This is a genomic window from Enterococcus camelliae, assembly GCF_042685105.1.
Taxonomy (GTDB): domain Bacteria; phylum Bacillota; class Bacilli; order Lactobacillales; family Enterococcaceae; genus Enterococcus_G; species Enterococcus_G camelliae.
Genome location: NZ_JBHUMO010000012.1, coordinates 1 through 16,300 on the forward strand (window position 1 = coordinate 1; position 16,300 = coordinate 16,300).

Consider the following 16,300-nt stretch of genomic DNA (forward strand, 5'->3'; position numbering starts at 1 on the left):
CTGCCAGACAAGGGTTAAATCGTTGGTAACACTGGATTATTGAGTAATTCGCTGTCTATAAAGGTTTTTTGATTTTTTTATGCATTTGATATTGCAATTAAGCGAAAAGAAAAAACTGGAGGTAATTCAATCCGTCAGAATCGAAACGCATCCAGTAACAATAAACAAAAGTGAGTTTTTGAACTCACTCTAAATAATTAGGAGGTATCCAGCGTGAAAAACAATTCAACTGTTTTTCGGTTAGTACTTACAGCATTTTTCTTAGCTATACTATTGTTATTTGCTTTTGTCCCATTTTTAGGCTTTATTCCTTTGGGTCCAATTAACGCAACCACGATGCATATCCCTGTTATCATTGCATCAATCATCCTTGGACCAAAGATTGGTGGGTTTTTAGGTGGCTGTTTTGGGCTAATTAGTATGATTAGAGCAACAATTATCGTCACCCCCATGTCGTTTGCCTTTTCGCCATTCATTGCACCAATTGGAGCAGAACACGGTAGTTTAGCAGCAGTTTTCATTGCCATCGTTCCTCGTATTCTGATTGGTATCGTTCCATACTTTGTTTTTCGCGGACTCACAACTTTGCTAAAGGGAAACTATCAACCCTTCTCTTTGTTTTTGGCTGGTGTAGCCGGTGGACTAACAAATACCTTTTTGGTGATGTACGCCATTTATTTTTTCTTTCAAAAAGAATATGCTTCTTTAATAGGAAAAGCTGGTAACGCAGTTTACCTTGCAATCAACAGTGTTATTCTCACACAAGGTATCCCTGAAGCGATTGTTGCTGGCATTGCCACTGCAACCGTGGCCTCGGTCCTCATGAAATTAACCAAGCGAACTACGTTAAACTAACCATGCAAAAAGGGCAGGTAATCGAATAACTGATTACCTGCCCTTTACTATAGAATGAAAACTATGGACGTTCTTCTCCGATAATTCGGACTTCCGTTTCCAATTGAACCGCAAATTGATCAAAAATCACCTCTTGAATATGAGCAATCAGCTCAATATAATCAGTTGCGGTCGCATGATCAATATTGACTATGAATCCCGCATGTTTCTCGGAAATTTGTGCACCGCCCCATTTTAACCCTTGTAAACCAGCATCTTGAATCAACTTGCCAGTAAAGTGGCCGACTGGTCGCTTAAACACACTTCCACAAGAAGGGTATTCCAAGGGTTGCTTGGATTCCCTTAAAAAAGTCAACTCCTTCATCCGTTCATTGATTGCCTTCTTTTCACCCGGCTGTAATTGAAAGGTAGCCGACAAGACAACGCCCTTAGTATCTTGGACAGTACTATGACGATAAGAAAAAGCCATCGCTTCCCTGTTCAACGTAATCACTGTGCCATCCTCTTGTAAAAATTCACAAGTAGAAAAGATATCTTTTATTTCTCCACCATAAGCACCCGCATTCATATATACGGCGCCACCAATACTTCCAGGAATACCACAGGCAAACTCCATCCCTGTTAGTGATGCATTTAGCGCCTGGTAAGTTGTGTCAATCAGACGTGCCCCTGCTTGGACAGTTAGGAAGTCTCCTTCTATCTCGCAAGCTGTTAAATCCGTCAACATCAGCACAACTCCCCGAATCCCACCATCTCGAACAATGAGGTTGCTGGCATTTCCAAGCACCATCCAAGGAATTTGTTGCTGCTCACAATAGAGTACAATTGCTTGCACCTCATTGGTTTCACTGGGAAAAATGAGTGCATCAGCCGGACCACCCGTTTTTGTATACGTATAATTTTTTAAAGGTTCATTTAATAATATTTTCATCTGTGGAAAATCTTTTTTTAGTTCTGAGATTAACATTCGTAGATGTCTCCTTCTGTTTTTCAATCTCATTTATTTTAGCACGAAACAGTAGGACTGACCACTATCCTCAAAAAACAGGTTTGCACCGACAACTTTACTTGGTTTTTTGCTTCTCTTTCAGTAAAATGAGGATAAGGAACAAAGAAGGAGGCGTTATTTTGAAATTTATCTCTTGGAACGTGAATGGCTTGAGGGCCGTTATGAAAAAAAATTTTATGGATATCTTTCAGCAATTAGATGCTGATTTTTTCTGTTTACAAGAAACAAAATTACAAGCTGAACAAATTCAAATGGAATTACCTGGCTATACGCAATATTGGAACTATGCAGAAAAGAAAGGTTATTCTGGTACAGCCATTTTTGCGAAAGAACCCGCAGAAAAAGTCTTCTATGGCATTGGTCAAGATGTCCATGATCAAGAAGGACGCGTAATTACACTTCAATATCCTCAATTTTATTTGGTCACTTGTTATACACCAAATTCACAAAACGAACTGAAACGTTTGGATTATCGCATGGAGTGGGAAGATGCTTTTGTCTCCTATCTTGATGAATTGAAGAAAGATCGTCCGGTCATTCTTTGTGGAGATTTGAATGTCGCTCATCAAGAAATTGACTTAAAAAATTGGAAAACAAACCAAAACAATGCTGGCTTCACAATGGAAGAACGAGAAAAGTTCACCGCCTTGTTAGATCATGGATATGTCGATACATTCCGGCACTTTTATCCAGATTTAACAGGAGCATATTCATGGTGGAGTTATCGTTTTAACGCACGAAAGAATAATGCCGGTTGGCGAATTGATTATTTTGTCGTTTCTAGTGACCTAGTTGATCATTTAACCTCTGCCTCGATCCATGCAGAAATCTTAGGCAGTGATCATTGTCCAATTGAATTACAATTATCATTTGAATAGGGGATAACATGAATTTTTTAGCAATGGATTTTGAAACAGCAAACCATCAACGCCATAGTGCCTGTTCCTTGGCTTTGGTTATGGTGCGTGATAGTACAATTGTTGGTGAATACTATTCGTTGATACAACCAGAAACACCTTTTTTTTGGCGCAATATTCAAATACATGGAATTCAACCAACAGATGTCCAATCAGCTCCCAAATTTCCAGAAATTTGGGAAGTCATCTCACAATACTTTAATCCGCATAGCTTAATTATTGCACACAATGCACCTTTCGATAATAGTGTGCTAGCTGGTTGTCTGGATTACTATCATCTTGAAAAACCGCATTATTTAACGCTAGACACTGTACAAACCAGTCGAAAATTCTACCAACAACTACCCAATCATCGACTGAATACGGTTTGTGGATACTTAGATATTCCACTTTTAAATCATCATGATGCCCTGGAAGACAGTCGAGCTTGTGCAGAGATTTTGTTAACACAAGAAAAGCACTTCGGCAGTCAGTCGTTAAAAAAATTCGTGCGGAACGTCTAAACTGAATGCTAAAAAAGCATCTGACTTGTCAGTGAAACAAGTCAGACGCTTTTTTTTTTTCAAAATTATGGTTATCATCTGTCACTCACTTTGTAAGCTTGCCAGATTTCGGCGACTTTGTTGGCCAATATCGTTGCTTTGGTCCCATGGGCTTTCAGCACAAATCGTCTCTTTGACAGATCAGTGTTCTCTGTTTGAATGACAATTTCTAAGTAATCTTCCGGCAGCCACTCACCCAATTGATTGCCCCATTCAACAACTGTCAGACCCTCTCCTTCAAAATAATCGTCCAGCCCCAAATCATCATAGCCACTTGTTAGTCGATAAACATCCATATGGTAAAATGGAAGACGTCCTTGCGTATACTCTCGAATAATCGTGTAGGTAGGGCTTTTTATCATTTGTGAAATACCTAATCCTTTTGCAATTCCTTTGCTAAAGGTTGTCTTTCCAGCGCCCAAGTCCCCTGTTAGTATAATCACATCTCCTGCGGTGACTATTTTGCCCAATTCCATGGCCAAAAAATTGGTTGTTTGTTCATCATTTGCTTCGTACATGCTTCTCCTCCACTTTTTTTCTCATAAGAAGTACCTTTTTTGTGTGAACTATGCCCCACTTTGCCAAATTTTACAGACACAAGCGAGCATTTTTGTACGCATGGATACCTTTGTCAATTTTGTTTTAGCTTGTAGTTTGAACAGAATATGAACACAGTCTTTATAATAATTCCACTCAATGAATGTACTATGTTAGCATTCTATTTTTTTCATAAATTATTTTAGCATAGTCAGATCTTTCACCGTCCATGCCTTGCCTAAGAGATGTCGTTACTTAAACAAGATGAGAATAAAGACAGACTATTGAATAATTATTCGTATCTAGTTCCACGATTCCATCAACTCATTTCGGATATAGACTGATTATAACATAGAGCAAAAAAAGGGAGTATGCTTTCATTGTTGGTTGTCAAGAGATTGCGGATATCCTGTACCAAACGACATTCAGCACCTACCTCTAGTGAAGGAGCGACCTTTATCCGAATTACTGAACAAAAAAAGACGGAAAACCAAAAATGATTTTCCGTCTTTTGCACTCAAAACCTACACTTTAAACATTCTTTTTCATAACAACCAGTAGACATTTTTGTTAATTATTTGTTTGATAAAGATTGTGCTGCAGTAATGATCGTTAATTTGTAGACATCTTCTTCATTACAACCACGAGATAAATCAGAAATTGGTTTATTTAAGCCTTGTAAGATTGGGCCAATTGCTTCAAAATTTCCGAAACGTTGCGCAATTTTGTAACCAATATTTCCTGATTGTAAATCTGGGAATATAAAGACATTGGCTTTTCCGGCAACATCTGATTCTGGTGCTTTTAATTGAGCAACTGATTGGATATAGGCTGCATCAAATTGCAATTCACCATCAATATCTAATTCAGGTGCTAATTGTTGAGCAAGTTTTGTTGCTTCAATAGTTGCGTCAACTTGAGGTGCCTTCGCAGAACCTTTCGAAGAAAAACTTAACATCGCAACTTTTGAATCAATATCAAACATTTCAGCCGTATGCGCAGAAGCTACAGCAATTTCCGCTAATTCTTGTGGTGTTGGCGCAACGTTAATTGCACAATCAGCGAATAAATATTTTTCTTGCTCATTTCCGCGAATCATTAGAAATGCACCACTTGTTCGGCTAATGCCTGGTTTTGTTTTAATAATTTGTAATGCTGGTCGTACGGTATCCCCAGTTGAATGAATTGCACCCGAAACCAATCCATCCGTAATGCCTAAATAGGTTAACATAGTACCGAAATAATTTTCGTCTTTTAGCATTTTTTCGGCTTGTTCCTTCGTTACTTTACCTTTACGACGTTCAACAAAGGCCGCGACAATTTCATCCCAACGTTCACAATTATTTGGATCATAAATTGTCAGATTTTCAATTGAGATTCCGCGCGTTTTTGCAGCCTTCTCAATTTCATCACGGTTCCCTATCAACACTGGCTCAACTAGTTCTTCCCCTTTTAATCTTGCAACCGCACTCAAAATTCTTGTGTCTGTTGCTTCAGGAAAAGCAATCTTAATTCCACGACGAACAATTTTAAACTTTAAACTATCAAACAATTCCATTACAGAACCCTCCATTTTATCAATTCATACATGTTCATCATACACTATCGCCTTGAAAAAAAACAGTTTTTTTATACTGTATTATAAAAAAACTATTTTTTGTTCGAAAATTCACAAAAATATAGCATTGAATTAATCATACACAGGAAATTGCTGTATCAATTATGAATTTGCCAATCAATTGGATCTTTACCCAAAGCCATTAATGCTTGATTGGCTTTTGAAAATGGCCGAGATCCAAAAAAGCCTCGATAAGCAGATAATGGACTAGGATGGACAGATTCAATGATAATATGGCGTGAGGCATCAATTCGTTCTTTGCTTTTTTGTGCCTGACTTCCCCAAAGGATAAAAATAACCGGCTCTTCTCGTTGATTCAACTTTTCAATAATTGCATTTGTTAATTTTTCCCACCCTTGCCCTTTGTGGGAATTCGCTTGACCAGCTTGGACAGTCAATACTGTATTGAGCAACAAAACGCCTTGATCAGCCCACTCTGATAGATCACCATTTTTCGGAATGGCACAACCAAGATCATCATGCAATTCTTGAAAAATATTTTTTAGCGATGGAGGAAGCGGAATTCCTTTTTTTACTGAGAAAGACAAACCATGTGCCTGACCCATTCCATGATATGGATCTTGACCAAGAATCACGACTTTCACTTTCTCATAAGGAGTCCGTTGCAAGGCCTCATAAATGTGAAACATAGAAGGATAAATGGTCTCCTTTTGATATTCTTGTTTTAAAAATTGATGCAATTGTTGGTAGTAAGGCTTTTGAAATTCCTCAGCTAATATTTTTTGCCAACTATTTTGGATAAAGTCACTCATGTGTTGTCCCTCATTTCTCCGAATCATTTTTTCTTTCAACTGATTCAATTGATGATTTGTGGTAAACTATGGCTATGAATAGTCACTATGCAAAAAGGAAGTGTGCTTGAAATGCCAGAGTATTTTATTCAAGAACGTCACCTAAGTTCCGTTACGCGAACACTCGTAAAAGATGAAAATGGCGTCTCTCTTTTTTTGCTCGTCGGTAAGTGGGGTGGCAAAGGTGACGTTCTTGCCTTGTACAAAATGAACGGTGACCTAGTTGCTCGAATCAAGCAATCCAGTGTCATATTTGGTCACAAGTTTGACCTTTACAACGGTTTTGAAAAAGTCGGTTCATTAAAAAAAATTTTTAATTGGCCTGGCGATTTTTATTATATCCAACAACTACGCTGGATGGTTTTTGGTGATATTTACAACCATCGCTACTCCATTCACCACTTTAACAAGGTCATTATGGAAATGGACAAAGCAACGCTGGTTACGGGAGATTATTATGTGCTATCGATTCCGGATTCTACCAATGCACCGATTTGTATTTGTATTTCAGCGATTATGGATTATTGGCTTTACAACCGTAAAAATCAGACAGACATTGACTTGGACGTGACACCCGATTTTTCTTAATCATTTAGATGGTTTTTTGCATGTGGTAATAACGATGATTACTTAGTACTTGTTCACCTACCGCTTCGTACCCAACTCGTTCGTAAAGCTTTTGCGCCTTATGATTTGTAAAATCACAGCAAAGTCCAATTTTCGACTTACCTGCTTGTCGCGCTAAATCAACAACCGACTCTAAAAGTGATGAACCAATCCCTTTTCCACGAAAAGCTTCATTTACACAAACCGAGTCAAGATACCATTCATTTGGAAAGACTTCCGAATCTTTAAACAAACGCGTATCACCTGTCAGTTGATGTGCTTTGGCAACCTCGTCCCACGCGAGATCAATGGTAGGTTCCTCCTCATCAGGATACCCGAAAGCAACCCCAGCTAATTTTCCATCGATTTCATTGACAATTCCTCGTGATTCATTATAGCGATACATAGGGTCTGCCATCGCTTCTGCAACCATTTGGACAAGCTTTTCTTCGGAAATACGTTGGAGTAATGGCAACTCCATGTCCTTAAAAATGACCAATAATAATTCAGCAACTGCTTCCCGATCTTCTGGTGCTGCTTTGCGTATAACCATAATTATGACCTCTTTTGTTTTAATTTTTTTGTTCAACTCACTAATAAAAGGAGCGATTCACTTGAATTTACTATACATTTCTATCTCAGGAAACACAAAATCATTTGCCAAAAGACTGCACGAACTCTCGATTTCGAAACAATCTCAATCCGCCCATCATCCGATTATACAAATAAAAGAAATTTCCGACAACACATTGCTCGATCATGAAAAAGAACCTTTTGTTGTCTGTGTTCCAACCTATCTTGAAGGTGGGAACGGCGTTGATAATGGTGACCAAGAGATATTGACTGAAGCGATGCGCGATTACATCGCCTATGACGATAATGCGACCTTCTGTAAAGGAATTATTGGCAGTGGAAATAAAAATTTTAATTTGCAATATTGTCTCACTGCTAAACAATATGCCGAACAATTTTCTGTTCCTTTTTTGGCAGACTTCGAACTTAGAGGAACTTCCACCGAACTGGAACAAATTTACACAATTTTGGAAGCTCTTCATGCCAATTAAGTTATCCACATGAATGGACGGACTTTTTCTCGTTTCACAAAAAATAACTTTCTCTTTTTCTAAAGAAAACTGAAAAAAAGCGTACTTTACTCGTTTTTTTTCAGTTTTCTCTTTTTCATGACTTTCAAATGTGAAACAATCGTTCATTTCTATTTATTTTCTATTGACTTTCAAAAAGACCAACAAACATTGGCGAATCAAGGATTCACTTCAATAAATAGTTCCAAGGAAAAAAAAGTTTCTTTATTCTTAGTAAATCTGTGCATAACTTATGGCACGACTTGGAAAAATGAGTGGAGACTATACTGCTCGCCTTGTAACAAATCATATTGAATCAAACGATAGTCATTATAAATTTTCTGTTCCTTCTTCGATAAACGAACCTCTCGTTGCCATTTTCCTTGATAATAACTTCTCTCTTTTTCAGATGCTGGCAAAAATTCAGCCATTTGATTCATCAATTCATAAAATCCCGATGTTTTCAACTTAGCCTTCTCAAGCAATATTGGCGAAAAATAATACGGACTAATAGTGAACGTCCCCTTTTCTGACCAGTTTTCCGCGGTACTATAGAGCAGATACTCGGTCAAATGCATTGAGACATCCGAATTTTTGTCTTTTACACCCTGTGAGTAGAAACTAGGTAAGTGATCTCCCCAAAAAACCACCACGGAAGGTCGCTCAACCGTTGCTAATTCTTTGATGAATGAGGCTAGTGCCTGACTACTATATGCAATATCTTGGACATAATCCGCTGCAGCTAAATGATTACCCGTACCACTAATAGTGTAAGTTTCATGATTGTATTTGTTTCCATACGGCATATGTGTCTGCATCGTAACGAAGTGGATAAACTGCGCTTGATCACTTGTTTTTAATTGCTTTACAATTTGCTTATACACCGCTTCATCCGAAATATACGGATTATTTTCAATTTTCGTTGGGTTTTCAATATCGTCTTGATCCAAGAATTTGTCAAATCCGAAAACTTTGTAAACGTCCGTACGCTTGTACATCGATGTATCATAGGGGTGGATTGCTGTTGTTTGATAGTCTTGATCCTTCAGAAACGAAACAATCGAAGGCATATTGCTCCGTTTGGGAACTAGCATCGTATAAGGTGTCGTCATCTGACTGTTTAAGAGAGCCATTGAAAAACTTGTCAATGCTTCAAACTCAATATTAGCCGTACCCCCACCATAATTTTGGGAAAGCATTTGCCCACTAAACGATTTGTTGGCAACCTGTTGGTATGAATACAGCGGCTGGCCATCGACATTTACACCAATCAAGCGAGAAGGATCTGAGAAACTTTCACTCATCACATAGATGATATTGGGCTGTTCATCGGTAGCATAGCGATTTTTTTCAGTAGCAAGTGCATTGTACTTAGCTACAATTTGTTGAATCGTTTCCTTCGAGTACCCAGCTGGTTCACTCATCGCCTCCACATTTAAATTATATAAAAAGCCGCCAATAAATCCAACATTATAATAATTCATCTCTTGAGAATAAGGAACCCAGGTTGCTGTTCGATTATAGGCTTTACGGATGACGTTCGATTGATTATTAAAATCACTGCAATATACCAAAAAACTTGCTGACAGGATGAAACCACCGATTCGTATGATTTGGCTCTTTTTTGAAAATTTGAAGCTGCAATAAATACTCCAACTCGCTACTACTAAAGTCAATAAAATAATCAGAATTGCCATAATAAAAAAAGGTGTGCCAACTATATCCCGTAGCATCTGCCATTGAAACAGCATCTTCAAATCATCTGGATACAAAGGTTCATTTCGTAGCTGCATTTTTTGATACGTTGTTAAACCTACCAAACCAATAATGACACTGAATAGCAAGCTGCTATACCGCAGTTTTCCCAAAATACTCCAAATCAATACTAAGAACATCCATAAGATGAGACAACCTAACATAAATTTACTCGTGTGCCACGAGAAAGCAAATCGAAACGCAGTAAGAAAATCTAAATTATTTTGACACCATTGCAAATACAAATTGCCTATCACGGGAAGAAGCAGGCTCCATAGAATCGTTAAGAAGAAGGGGCCCTTTTTTCGTTTGTTCATTTATAGAATCTCCATTCTAGCTAGGATATTTTTAGGCATAATAAAAAAAGAGGAAACATTTCTGTTTTCCTCTTGACGTTGTTAACAGAGTCTTCCCCAAAACTTCTGCATAATTATTATATGATATTCACAATCGAGTTGCAAACAAAACCCTTGTTACTTCATGCGAACAAAAAAACCACATGGCTAGGTGAGCAAAACAAGGCGTTCAATCTCATGATTTTCTAGCATGTGGTATTTTTTGTTCATGAATCAAATAGTTTACTTCCAAAAATCGTCGAAAATGGTAATTGGTAAATGACGTTTATGTTGTGTTTTTAACCACCAATTTTCAATCGTTTCTTTCGCTTGAACTGCAATTTCTTTTCCTTCTAGATAATCGTCAATGTCATCATAAGTAACCCCTAATGCAACTTCATCCGCAACTAGTGGACGACCATCTTCAAGATCAGCCGTTGGAATTTTTGTATAAATTTCGGCTGGTGCGCCAAGCGTTTGTAACAATTGCTTTCCTTGACGTTTATTGAGTCGGAAAATTGGTAGAATATCCGCTCCTCCATCACCAAATTTGGTAAAGAAGCCAGTAATATTCTCAGCAGCATGATCCGTTCCAATCACCGCACCTTTTTTTTCACTTGCTATTGCGTACTGTGTAATCATCCGTTGACGCGCCTTCATGTTTCCCTTATTAAAATCACCCACAGTGATACCAGTTTCTTCGATAGCTGCCGCTTGAGCGTCGACGGCCCCTTTTATATTCACACGAAGGGCGATGTCTGGTTCAATAAAGGTCAAAGCGCGCTGCGCATCCGCTTCATCTGCTTGTTCCCCATAAGGAAGTCTTACTGCAATAAATTGATAATTTGGATTTCCTGTTTCATTTCGTAATTCCTCCATAGCCAATTGGGTTAAACGCCCCGCTAAAGAAGAATCTTGTCCACCACTAATACCCAATACATAGGTATTAAGAAATGGAAATTTTTTCATATAGCTTTTTAAAAAGTCGATACTTTTTCGAATTTCTTCTTGAGGGTCAATCCTTGGTTTTACCCCTAGTTCTTGAATAATTTCTTGTTGCAGTGTCATACAATAGCCTCCTTATTCTGTCCCTAAATCTTTGACGTAATCTCGAACCTCTGCCATAATTTTCATCTTATGATTCCAACAATCCGTCGACAAATCAACTGGATACGGCTGAGGATTCAAATCACGTTTGTATTCGTCCCATAACGAATCCAGTCGCTCTTGCGAGAATTTTTTGATTTCATCCAATTTTGGTAAATGATACACTAGCTCACCCTTTTGATAAATATCTTGCAAAATTGGCCGTGCATGAAAGTCACGGACAGTTTTATTAATATATGTGTGGACAGGATGAAACATGAAAATCTCATCTTCTTCTCTTGGATCCTCATCCCATAGTGTGACATAATCACCTTCAGATTTGCCATTCGATTTTCGAGTAATTCGCCAAACTTGTTTCTTCCCGGGAGTTGATACCTTTTCAGCATTACTTGATAGCTTGATTGTATCTACCATCTCACCATTGTCATTTTCGATTGAAACCAATTTATAAACCGCCCCTAATGCTGGTTGATCATAAGCCGTAATTAATTTTGTCCCTACACCCCATACATCAATTTTTGCTTTTTGCATCTTTAAGCTTAAAATAGTATTTTCGTCTAAATCATTTGAGGCATAAATCTTTGCTTCTGGAAAACCGGCTTGATCCAGTTGTTCTCGAACTTTTTTGGAAATGTAAGCCATATCGCCACTATCAATTCGAACACCTAAAAAACGAATGCGATCGCCCATTTCACGAGCGACTTGAATGGCGCATGGAACACCCGATTTAAGTGTATCATAGGTATCAACTAAGAAAACACAGTCTTTATGCGTTTTTGCATACGCAATGAAGGCATCATAATCATTTCCATAAGATTGCACAAGCGAATGCGCATGTGTCCCACTCGCAGGAATGCCAAAAATTTTGCCCGCTCGAACATTACTTGTGGCGTCAGCTCCACCAATATAGGCAGCTCGCGTCCCCCAAATGGCTGCATCAAATTCCTGAGCCCTACGTGAACCAAACTCCAAGAGTGGATCTTTCCCTATGACTGATTTGATTCTAGCAGCTTTTGTTGCAATTAACGTTTGAAAATTAATAATATTTAGTAATGCTGTTTCAACCAATTGTGCATGTGCAATTGGACCTTCCACTTGAATGATGGGTTCGTTACTAAAAACCAAGTCCCCTTCTAGAGTTGAACGCACATCACAAGCGAATCGAAACTCTTTTAAATAGGTCAAAAACCCTTCTTGGTACCCACCAATTTCGCGCAAATACTGTATATCTGTATCCGTAAAGCGCAAATGATTTAAATAATCGACTAAACGTTCCAACCCTGCAAAAATAGCATACCCATGTTTAAATGGCATCTCTCTAAAATAGCATTCAAAAACGGCGTGCTTATCTGCTCTGCCAAGCTCCCAATACGTTTGCATCATATTAATTTGGTACAAATCGGTGTGTAAAGTGAAACTATCATCTGCATAAGTTTTTTGCATGACCCTAACTCCTCTACATATTCTTTCCCTATATTATAACAGAATAGCCGAATAGTAGCGCAAAGATTTTTTTCACAAAGAAAAAAAGAAGCAGAATTACTCTACGGATTTTCTATCATGCTTTCACCAGTGTCCTTTTTTCACTAAAAAGCTATAATAAAATCATGTGAATCATTCTTTCCTCCAATAGTCATTAACTGCTTTAAATAAAAGAAATGAATCGAAAGGGGTCGCAAAAAAATGAAAAAGTTGATTACTTTATCCGCGTTGTCGTTACTCTTTTTCGTTGGCTGTAGCAACAAAACAAATGAAAACCATGTCCTAAATACCACTACATCAAGTTCACAATCAGAAAATCGTTCTCTAAAAAATGAGCACACCACCCAATCAAGCTCCTCTGAAACAACTCAAACAAGTCTTAAGAGCTCAACTGAAGCAAACACTACCCAAACAAATGAGCAATTTCCAAAGATTACCAAACAATTTTTAAATGGAACAACTTGGTACGAGGGCAATACAGCGGGAATAGAAAACCAACCTCGCCAAGGTTTTAAAAATGATCAGTTTCAAGATTTAATTGGGAATTCAGTAGATTACGAAATTATCATAGAACCATCGAAAACATATACTGTATTAGACTATCGAAAAAATGTAACTGTTCAAGTAGATCTTGCAACGAAAATTAAAGTAAATAAACCTAGATTGGACGGTACTTATCAGGAGGTTACGTATTTTTTGTACTACAAATATAACGGAACATTAATGATTGTCACAACTAACGGTCCTGTCGGTGATCACCCGTTTACAAGTTATCCGCTAGAAAGAATCAATAACTAAAAAAAGCCTCTAAACCCTGTTATATCAGAGTTTAGAGGTATTTATTACATCATGCCGCCCATCATTGATGGATCCATAGCAGGTGCAGCAGGTTTTGCAGGTTCAGGTTTGTCAGCAACCACCGCTTCAGTTGTTAACAACAATGCAGCTACAGAAGCAGCATTTTGTAAGGCAGAACGAGTTACTTTCGTAGGATCAACAATTCCAGCCTCAACCATGTTTACCCATTCTCCAGTTGCAGCATTAAATCCAATACCAAGTTCAGAACGTTTTAATTTGTCAATAATTACTGAACCTTCATAACCAGCATTTTCAGCAATTTGACGAACTGGTTCTTCTAATGCACGGACAACAATACGAACGCCTGTTGCAACATCGCCCTCAGCTTCAATCGCAGCCACTTTTTGGATAACATTAACTAACGCAGTACCACCACCAGAAACCATTCCTTCTTCAACGGCCGCACGTGTCGCATTCAATGCATCTTCAATACGTAGTTTTAATTCTTTTAGTTCTGTTTCAGTAGCTGCCCCCACTTTGACAACAGCTACGCCACCGGCTAGTTTTGCCAAGCGTTCTTGTAATTTTTCACGGTCAAAGTCTGAAGTAGTATCTTCGATTTGTTTGCGAATCGTTTGAACGCGAGCAGTAATGGCATCTTTGTCGCCAGCACCCTCAACGATGGTTGTATTGTCTTTATCAACAACAACTTTACTTGCACGACCTAACATATCAATTGTCGCGTCTTTTAATTCAAGACCCAAATCTTCTGTAATAACAGTACCACCTGTTAAGATAGCAATATCTTCCAACATCGCTTTGCGGCGGTCACCAAATCCTGGTGCTTTCACGGCCACAACATTAAAGGTTCCACGAATTTTGTTTAAAACCAATGTTGGTAATGCTTCTCCATCGACATCATCCGCAATGATTAATAGGGGCTTGCTTTGTTGCAAAATTTGTTCTAATAATGGTAAAACATCTTGAATGTTGGAAATTTTTTTATCTGTAATTAAAACATATGGGTTGTCCAAGACAGCTTCCATTTTGTCATTGTCAGTAACCATATATTGAGAAAGGTAACCACGATCAAATTGCATACCTTCTACGACATCTAATTCCGTTTCAATTCCTTTTGATTCTTCAATTGTAATTACGCCATCATTGCCAACTTTTTCCATTGCATCGGCAATATAATGACCAACTTGTTCACTACCTGATGACACAGCAGCAACTTGGGCAATTGCTTCTTTAGAATCCACAATAGTTGAAATTGCATGTAATTGTTCAACGGCTGTTTTCGTTGCCAATTCAATCCCACGACGAATGCCTAGAGGGTTGGCTCCAGCTGTCACATTTTTCAATCCTTCACGCACAATTGCTTGTGTTAAAACTGTTGCAGTTGTCGTACCGTCACCTGCAATATCATTTGTTTTTGAAGCAACTTCTGAGACAAGTTTTGCTCCCATATTTTCAAAATGATCTTCTAACTCGATGTCTTTTGCAATCGTTACACCATCATTGGTAATTAATGGAGAACCGAATCCTTTTTCCAATACAACATTACGACCTTTAGGGCCTAATGTTACTTTTACTGTATCCGCTAATTTATCAACTCCACGCAACATTGCTGCACGTGCATCTTCTGCAAATTTAATTTCTTTTGCCATAATTCTCTTTCACCTCATTAATAGTAGTTGTTGTGTCTTTTATTCAACGATTGCTACAATATCCTTTGCAGCAAAGATCATGTATTCTTTTCCTTCGTATTTCACTTCAGAACCGGCATACTTTTCAAATAACACAGTGTCGCCAACCTTTAATTGAACAGGTGCAAGCTCACCATTATCCAATACGCGACCTTCACCTACTGCGATGACTACACCCGTTTGAGGTTTCTCTTTAGCAGCAGAAGCCAATACAAATCCTCCAGCAGTCTTTTCTTCTTCTTTTGATACTTCGATCAATACTCGATCACCTAATGGTTTTAACACGGTCTATCCCTCCATAAAATAATAGGTTTTGGTTTTATTAGCACTCTTGCTGTAAGAGTGCTAACTTACAAAACTAATATTACTCATTTTTCCTTTTTTATGCAAGTCTTTTCCCTTTTTTTCTTAAACTTTTTCTATAGACTAAAATCGAGGATTGTATCTTTCAGTTGAATCATTATACTAATCCTAAAGGGGGAATTTTTTTTGACCACAAGAAAATATGGATTATGGACAATCCTAATCTATGCTATTTGTTATTTTTCACCTGCTCTATTTCCAACTGTTTCTTCCGCTCTATGGGCTACCATCGTATTTTATCTTGGCAGTGCTTTTTTTGTTAGTTGGCTCTATCGAACGAGTCAGTCAAAACTTGATTTTGAGATGCAACCAAAAGCTTGGAAAACCAGTATATTATGGGGAATCTTAGGTATCTTCTTAGCTATTATCTTGCAAAATATTGCGATTCTTTTAGAAACGGCTTTGTTTGGAGAATCAGGGAATTCTCAAAATACTGCAAATATCCTGTCATTTATTCAAAGCAATCTCTTATTTGTTTTAGCAGTCTCTGTTGGAGGGCCGATTTTAGAAGAGTTCGTCTTTCGACGGGCATTAATTGGGATTTTGCAAGAAAAAATCCCTTTATGGTTTGCAACCATTGTTAGCAGTTTACTTTTTGCCGTGATGCATGATGATGGCCATATTCTGCTCTACACTTCTTTAGGCATTTTCTTCAGTCTCCTTTATATTAAAACTGGTCGAATATGGACTTCGATTATTAGTCACGTTGGCATGAACTCACTCGTCGTTTTCATTGGCTTGTTGTCAAAATGATGTGTCCTACAGTAAGTTAA

General features: G+C 38.0%; 17 protein-coding genes. 7 read left to right on the plus strand and 10 right to left on the minus strand.

Features of this window, described 5'->3' with window-relative positions; translation table 11 throughout:
• Positions 1-213: 213 nt before the first annotated feature.
• Positions 214-855, plus strand: coding sequence for an ECF transporter S component (locus ACFSR0_RS02100; RefSeq protein ID WP_379979425.1), 642 nt, complete (start codon positions 214-216; stop codon positions 853-855).
• 61 nt (positions 856-916) lie between these two features.
• On the opposite strand, the gene murB is transcribed toward ACFSR0_RS02100, so the two are convergent.
• Positions 917-1,822 (minus strand): UDP-N-acetylmuramate dehydrogenase, encoded by a 906-nt coding sequence (gene murB / locus ACFSR0_RS02105; RefSeq protein WP_379979427.1) that lies wholly within the window; start codon positions 1,820-1,822, stop codon positions 917-919.
• Between the two features lie 161 nt (positions 1,823-1,983).
• On the opposite strand from murB, the gene ACFSR0_RS02110 reads away from it, so the two are divergent.
• A complete protein-coding gene (locus tag ACFSR0_RS02110) occupies positions 1,984-2,742 on the plus strand; it encodes an exodeoxyribonuclease III (RefSeq protein ID WP_379979429.1) in 759 nt (252 codons plus the stop codon).
• Between the two features lie 8 nt (positions 2,743-2,750).
• Positions 2,751-3,284, plus strand: a complete 534-nt coding sequence (locus tag ACFSR0_RS02115; RefSeq protein WP_379979431.1) for a 3'-5' exonuclease — start codon at positions 2,751-2,753, stop codon at positions 3,282-3,284.
• Positions 3,285-3,358: 74 nt separating this feature from the next.
• Here ACFSR0_RS02115 and tsaE read toward each other — a convergent pair whose 3' ends face one another.
• The 3 genes from tsaE to ACFSR0_RS02130 all read right to left on the minus strand — a co-directional run bounded on the left by tsaE (position 3,359) and on the right by ACFSR0_RS02130 (position 6,251).
• Positions 3,359-3,841 carry a tRNA (adenosine(37)-N6)-threonylcarbamoyltransferase complex ATPase subunit type 1 TsaE gene (tsaE, locus tag ACFSR0_RS02120; protein WP_379979433.1) on the minus strand — a complete coding sequence of 161 codons (483 nt, stop codon included), beginning with the start codon at positions 3,839-3,841 and terminating at the stop codon, positions 3,359-3,361.
• A gap of 593 nt (positions 3,842-4,434) precedes the next feature.
• Positions 4,435-5,418, minus strand: a complete 984-nt coding sequence (gene pta / locus ACFSR0_RS02125) for a phosphate acetyltransferase (RefSeq protein WP_379979435.1) — start codon at positions 5,416-5,418, stop codon at positions 4,435-4,437.
• Positions 5,419-5,576: 158 nt separating this feature from the next.
• Positions 5,577-6,251: a uracil-DNA glycosylase gene (locus ACFSR0_RS02130; protein ID WP_379979437.1), complete on the minus strand. Its 675-nt coding sequence runs from the start codon at positions 6,249-6,251 to the stop codon at positions 5,577-5,579.
• Positions 6,252-6,362: 111 nt separating this feature from the next.
• Here ACFSR0_RS02130 and ACFSR0_RS02135 point away from each other — a divergent pair, with 111 nt between their 5' ends.
• Positions 6,363-6,878 (plus strand): LURP-one-related/scramblase family protein, encoded by a 516-nt coding sequence (locus tag ACFSR0_RS02135; protein ID WP_379979439.1) that lies wholly within the window; start codon positions 6,363-6,365, stop codon positions 6,876-6,878.
• Positions 6,879-6,882: 4 nt separating this feature from the next.
• Here the strand turns inward: ACFSR0_RS02135 and ACFSR0_RS02140 are convergent, their stop codons facing one another.
• Positions 6,883-7,449, minus strand: coding sequence for a GNAT family N-acetyltransferase (locus ACFSR0_RS02140; RefSeq protein WP_379979441.1), 567 nt, complete (start codon positions 7,447-7,449; stop codon positions 6,883-6,885).
• Between the two features lie 61 nt (positions 7,450-7,510).
• Here ACFSR0_RS02140 and nrdI point away from each other — a divergent pair, with 61 nt between their 5' ends.
• The gene (gene nrdI / locus ACFSR0_RS02145; protein ID WP_379979443.1) at positions 7,511-7,960 is read left to right on the plus strand and encodes a class Ib ribonucleoside-diphosphate reductase assembly flavoprotein NrdI; all 450 of its coding nucleotides are present in this window, start codon (positions 7,511-7,513) and stop codon (positions 7,958-7,960) included.
• A 269-nt stretch (positions 7,961-8,229) separates the two neighbouring features.
• Here nrdI and ACFSR0_RS02150 read toward each other — a convergent pair whose 3' ends face one another.
• The 3 genes from ACFSR0_RS02150 to ACFSR0_RS02160 all read right to left on the minus strand — a co-directional run bounded on the left by ACFSR0_RS02150 (position 8,230) and on the right by ACFSR0_RS02160 (position 12,618).
• A complete protein-coding gene (locus ACFSR0_RS02150; RefSeq protein ID WP_379979445.1) occupies positions 8,230-10,050 on the minus strand; it encodes an LTA synthase family protein in 1,821 nt (606 codons plus the stop codon).
• A gap of 261 nt (positions 10,051-10,311) precedes the next feature.
• Positions 10,312-11,136 carry an ammonia-dependent NAD(+) synthetase gene (gene nadE / locus ACFSR0_RS02155; protein WP_379979447.1) on the minus strand — a complete coding sequence of 275 codons (825 nt, stop codon included), beginning with the start codon at positions 11,134-11,136 and terminating at the stop codon, positions 10,312-10,314.
• A gap of 12 nt (positions 11,137-11,148) precedes the next feature.
• Entirely contained in the window at positions 11,149-12,618 is a 1,470-nt protein-coding gene (locus ACFSR0_RS02160) for a nicotinate phosphoribosyltransferase (RefSeq protein WP_379979449.1), read from the minus strand.
• A 240-nt stretch (positions 12,619-12,858) separates the two neighbouring features.
• Between ACFSR0_RS02160 and ACFSR0_RS02165 the strand changes: the two genes are divergently transcribed.
• A complete protein-coding gene (locus ACFSR0_RS02165; protein WP_379979451.1) occupies positions 12,859-13,455 on the plus strand; it encodes a hypothetical protein in 597 nt (198 codons plus the stop codon).
• A 44-nt stretch (positions 13,456-13,499) separates the two neighbouring features.
• On the opposite strand, the gene groL is transcribed toward ACFSR0_RS02165, so the two are convergent.
• Both groL and groES read right to left on the minus strand, forming a co-directional pair.
• Positions 13,500-15,125 carry a chaperonin GroEL gene (gene groL / locus ACFSR0_RS02170; RefSeq protein ID WP_379979453.1) on the minus strand — a complete coding sequence of 542 codons (1,626 nt, stop codon included), beginning with the start codon at positions 15,123-15,125 and terminating at the stop codon, positions 13,500-13,502.
• A 39-nt stretch (positions 15,126-15,164) separates the two neighbouring features.
• Positions 15,165-15,449: a co-chaperone GroES gene (gene groES / locus ACFSR0_RS02175; protein WP_379979455.1), complete on the minus strand. Its 285-nt coding sequence runs from the start codon at positions 15,447-15,449 to the stop codon at positions 15,165-15,167.
• Between the two features lie 204 nt (positions 15,450-15,653).
• On the opposite strand from groES, the gene ACFSR0_RS02180 reads away from it, so the two are divergent.
• Positions 15,654-16,280: a CPBP family intramembrane glutamic endopeptidase gene (locus ACFSR0_RS02180; RefSeq protein WP_379979457.1), complete on the plus strand. Its 627-nt coding sequence runs from the start codon at positions 15,654-15,656 to the stop codon at positions 16,278-16,280.
• Positions 16,281-16,300: the final 20 nt, after the last annotated feature.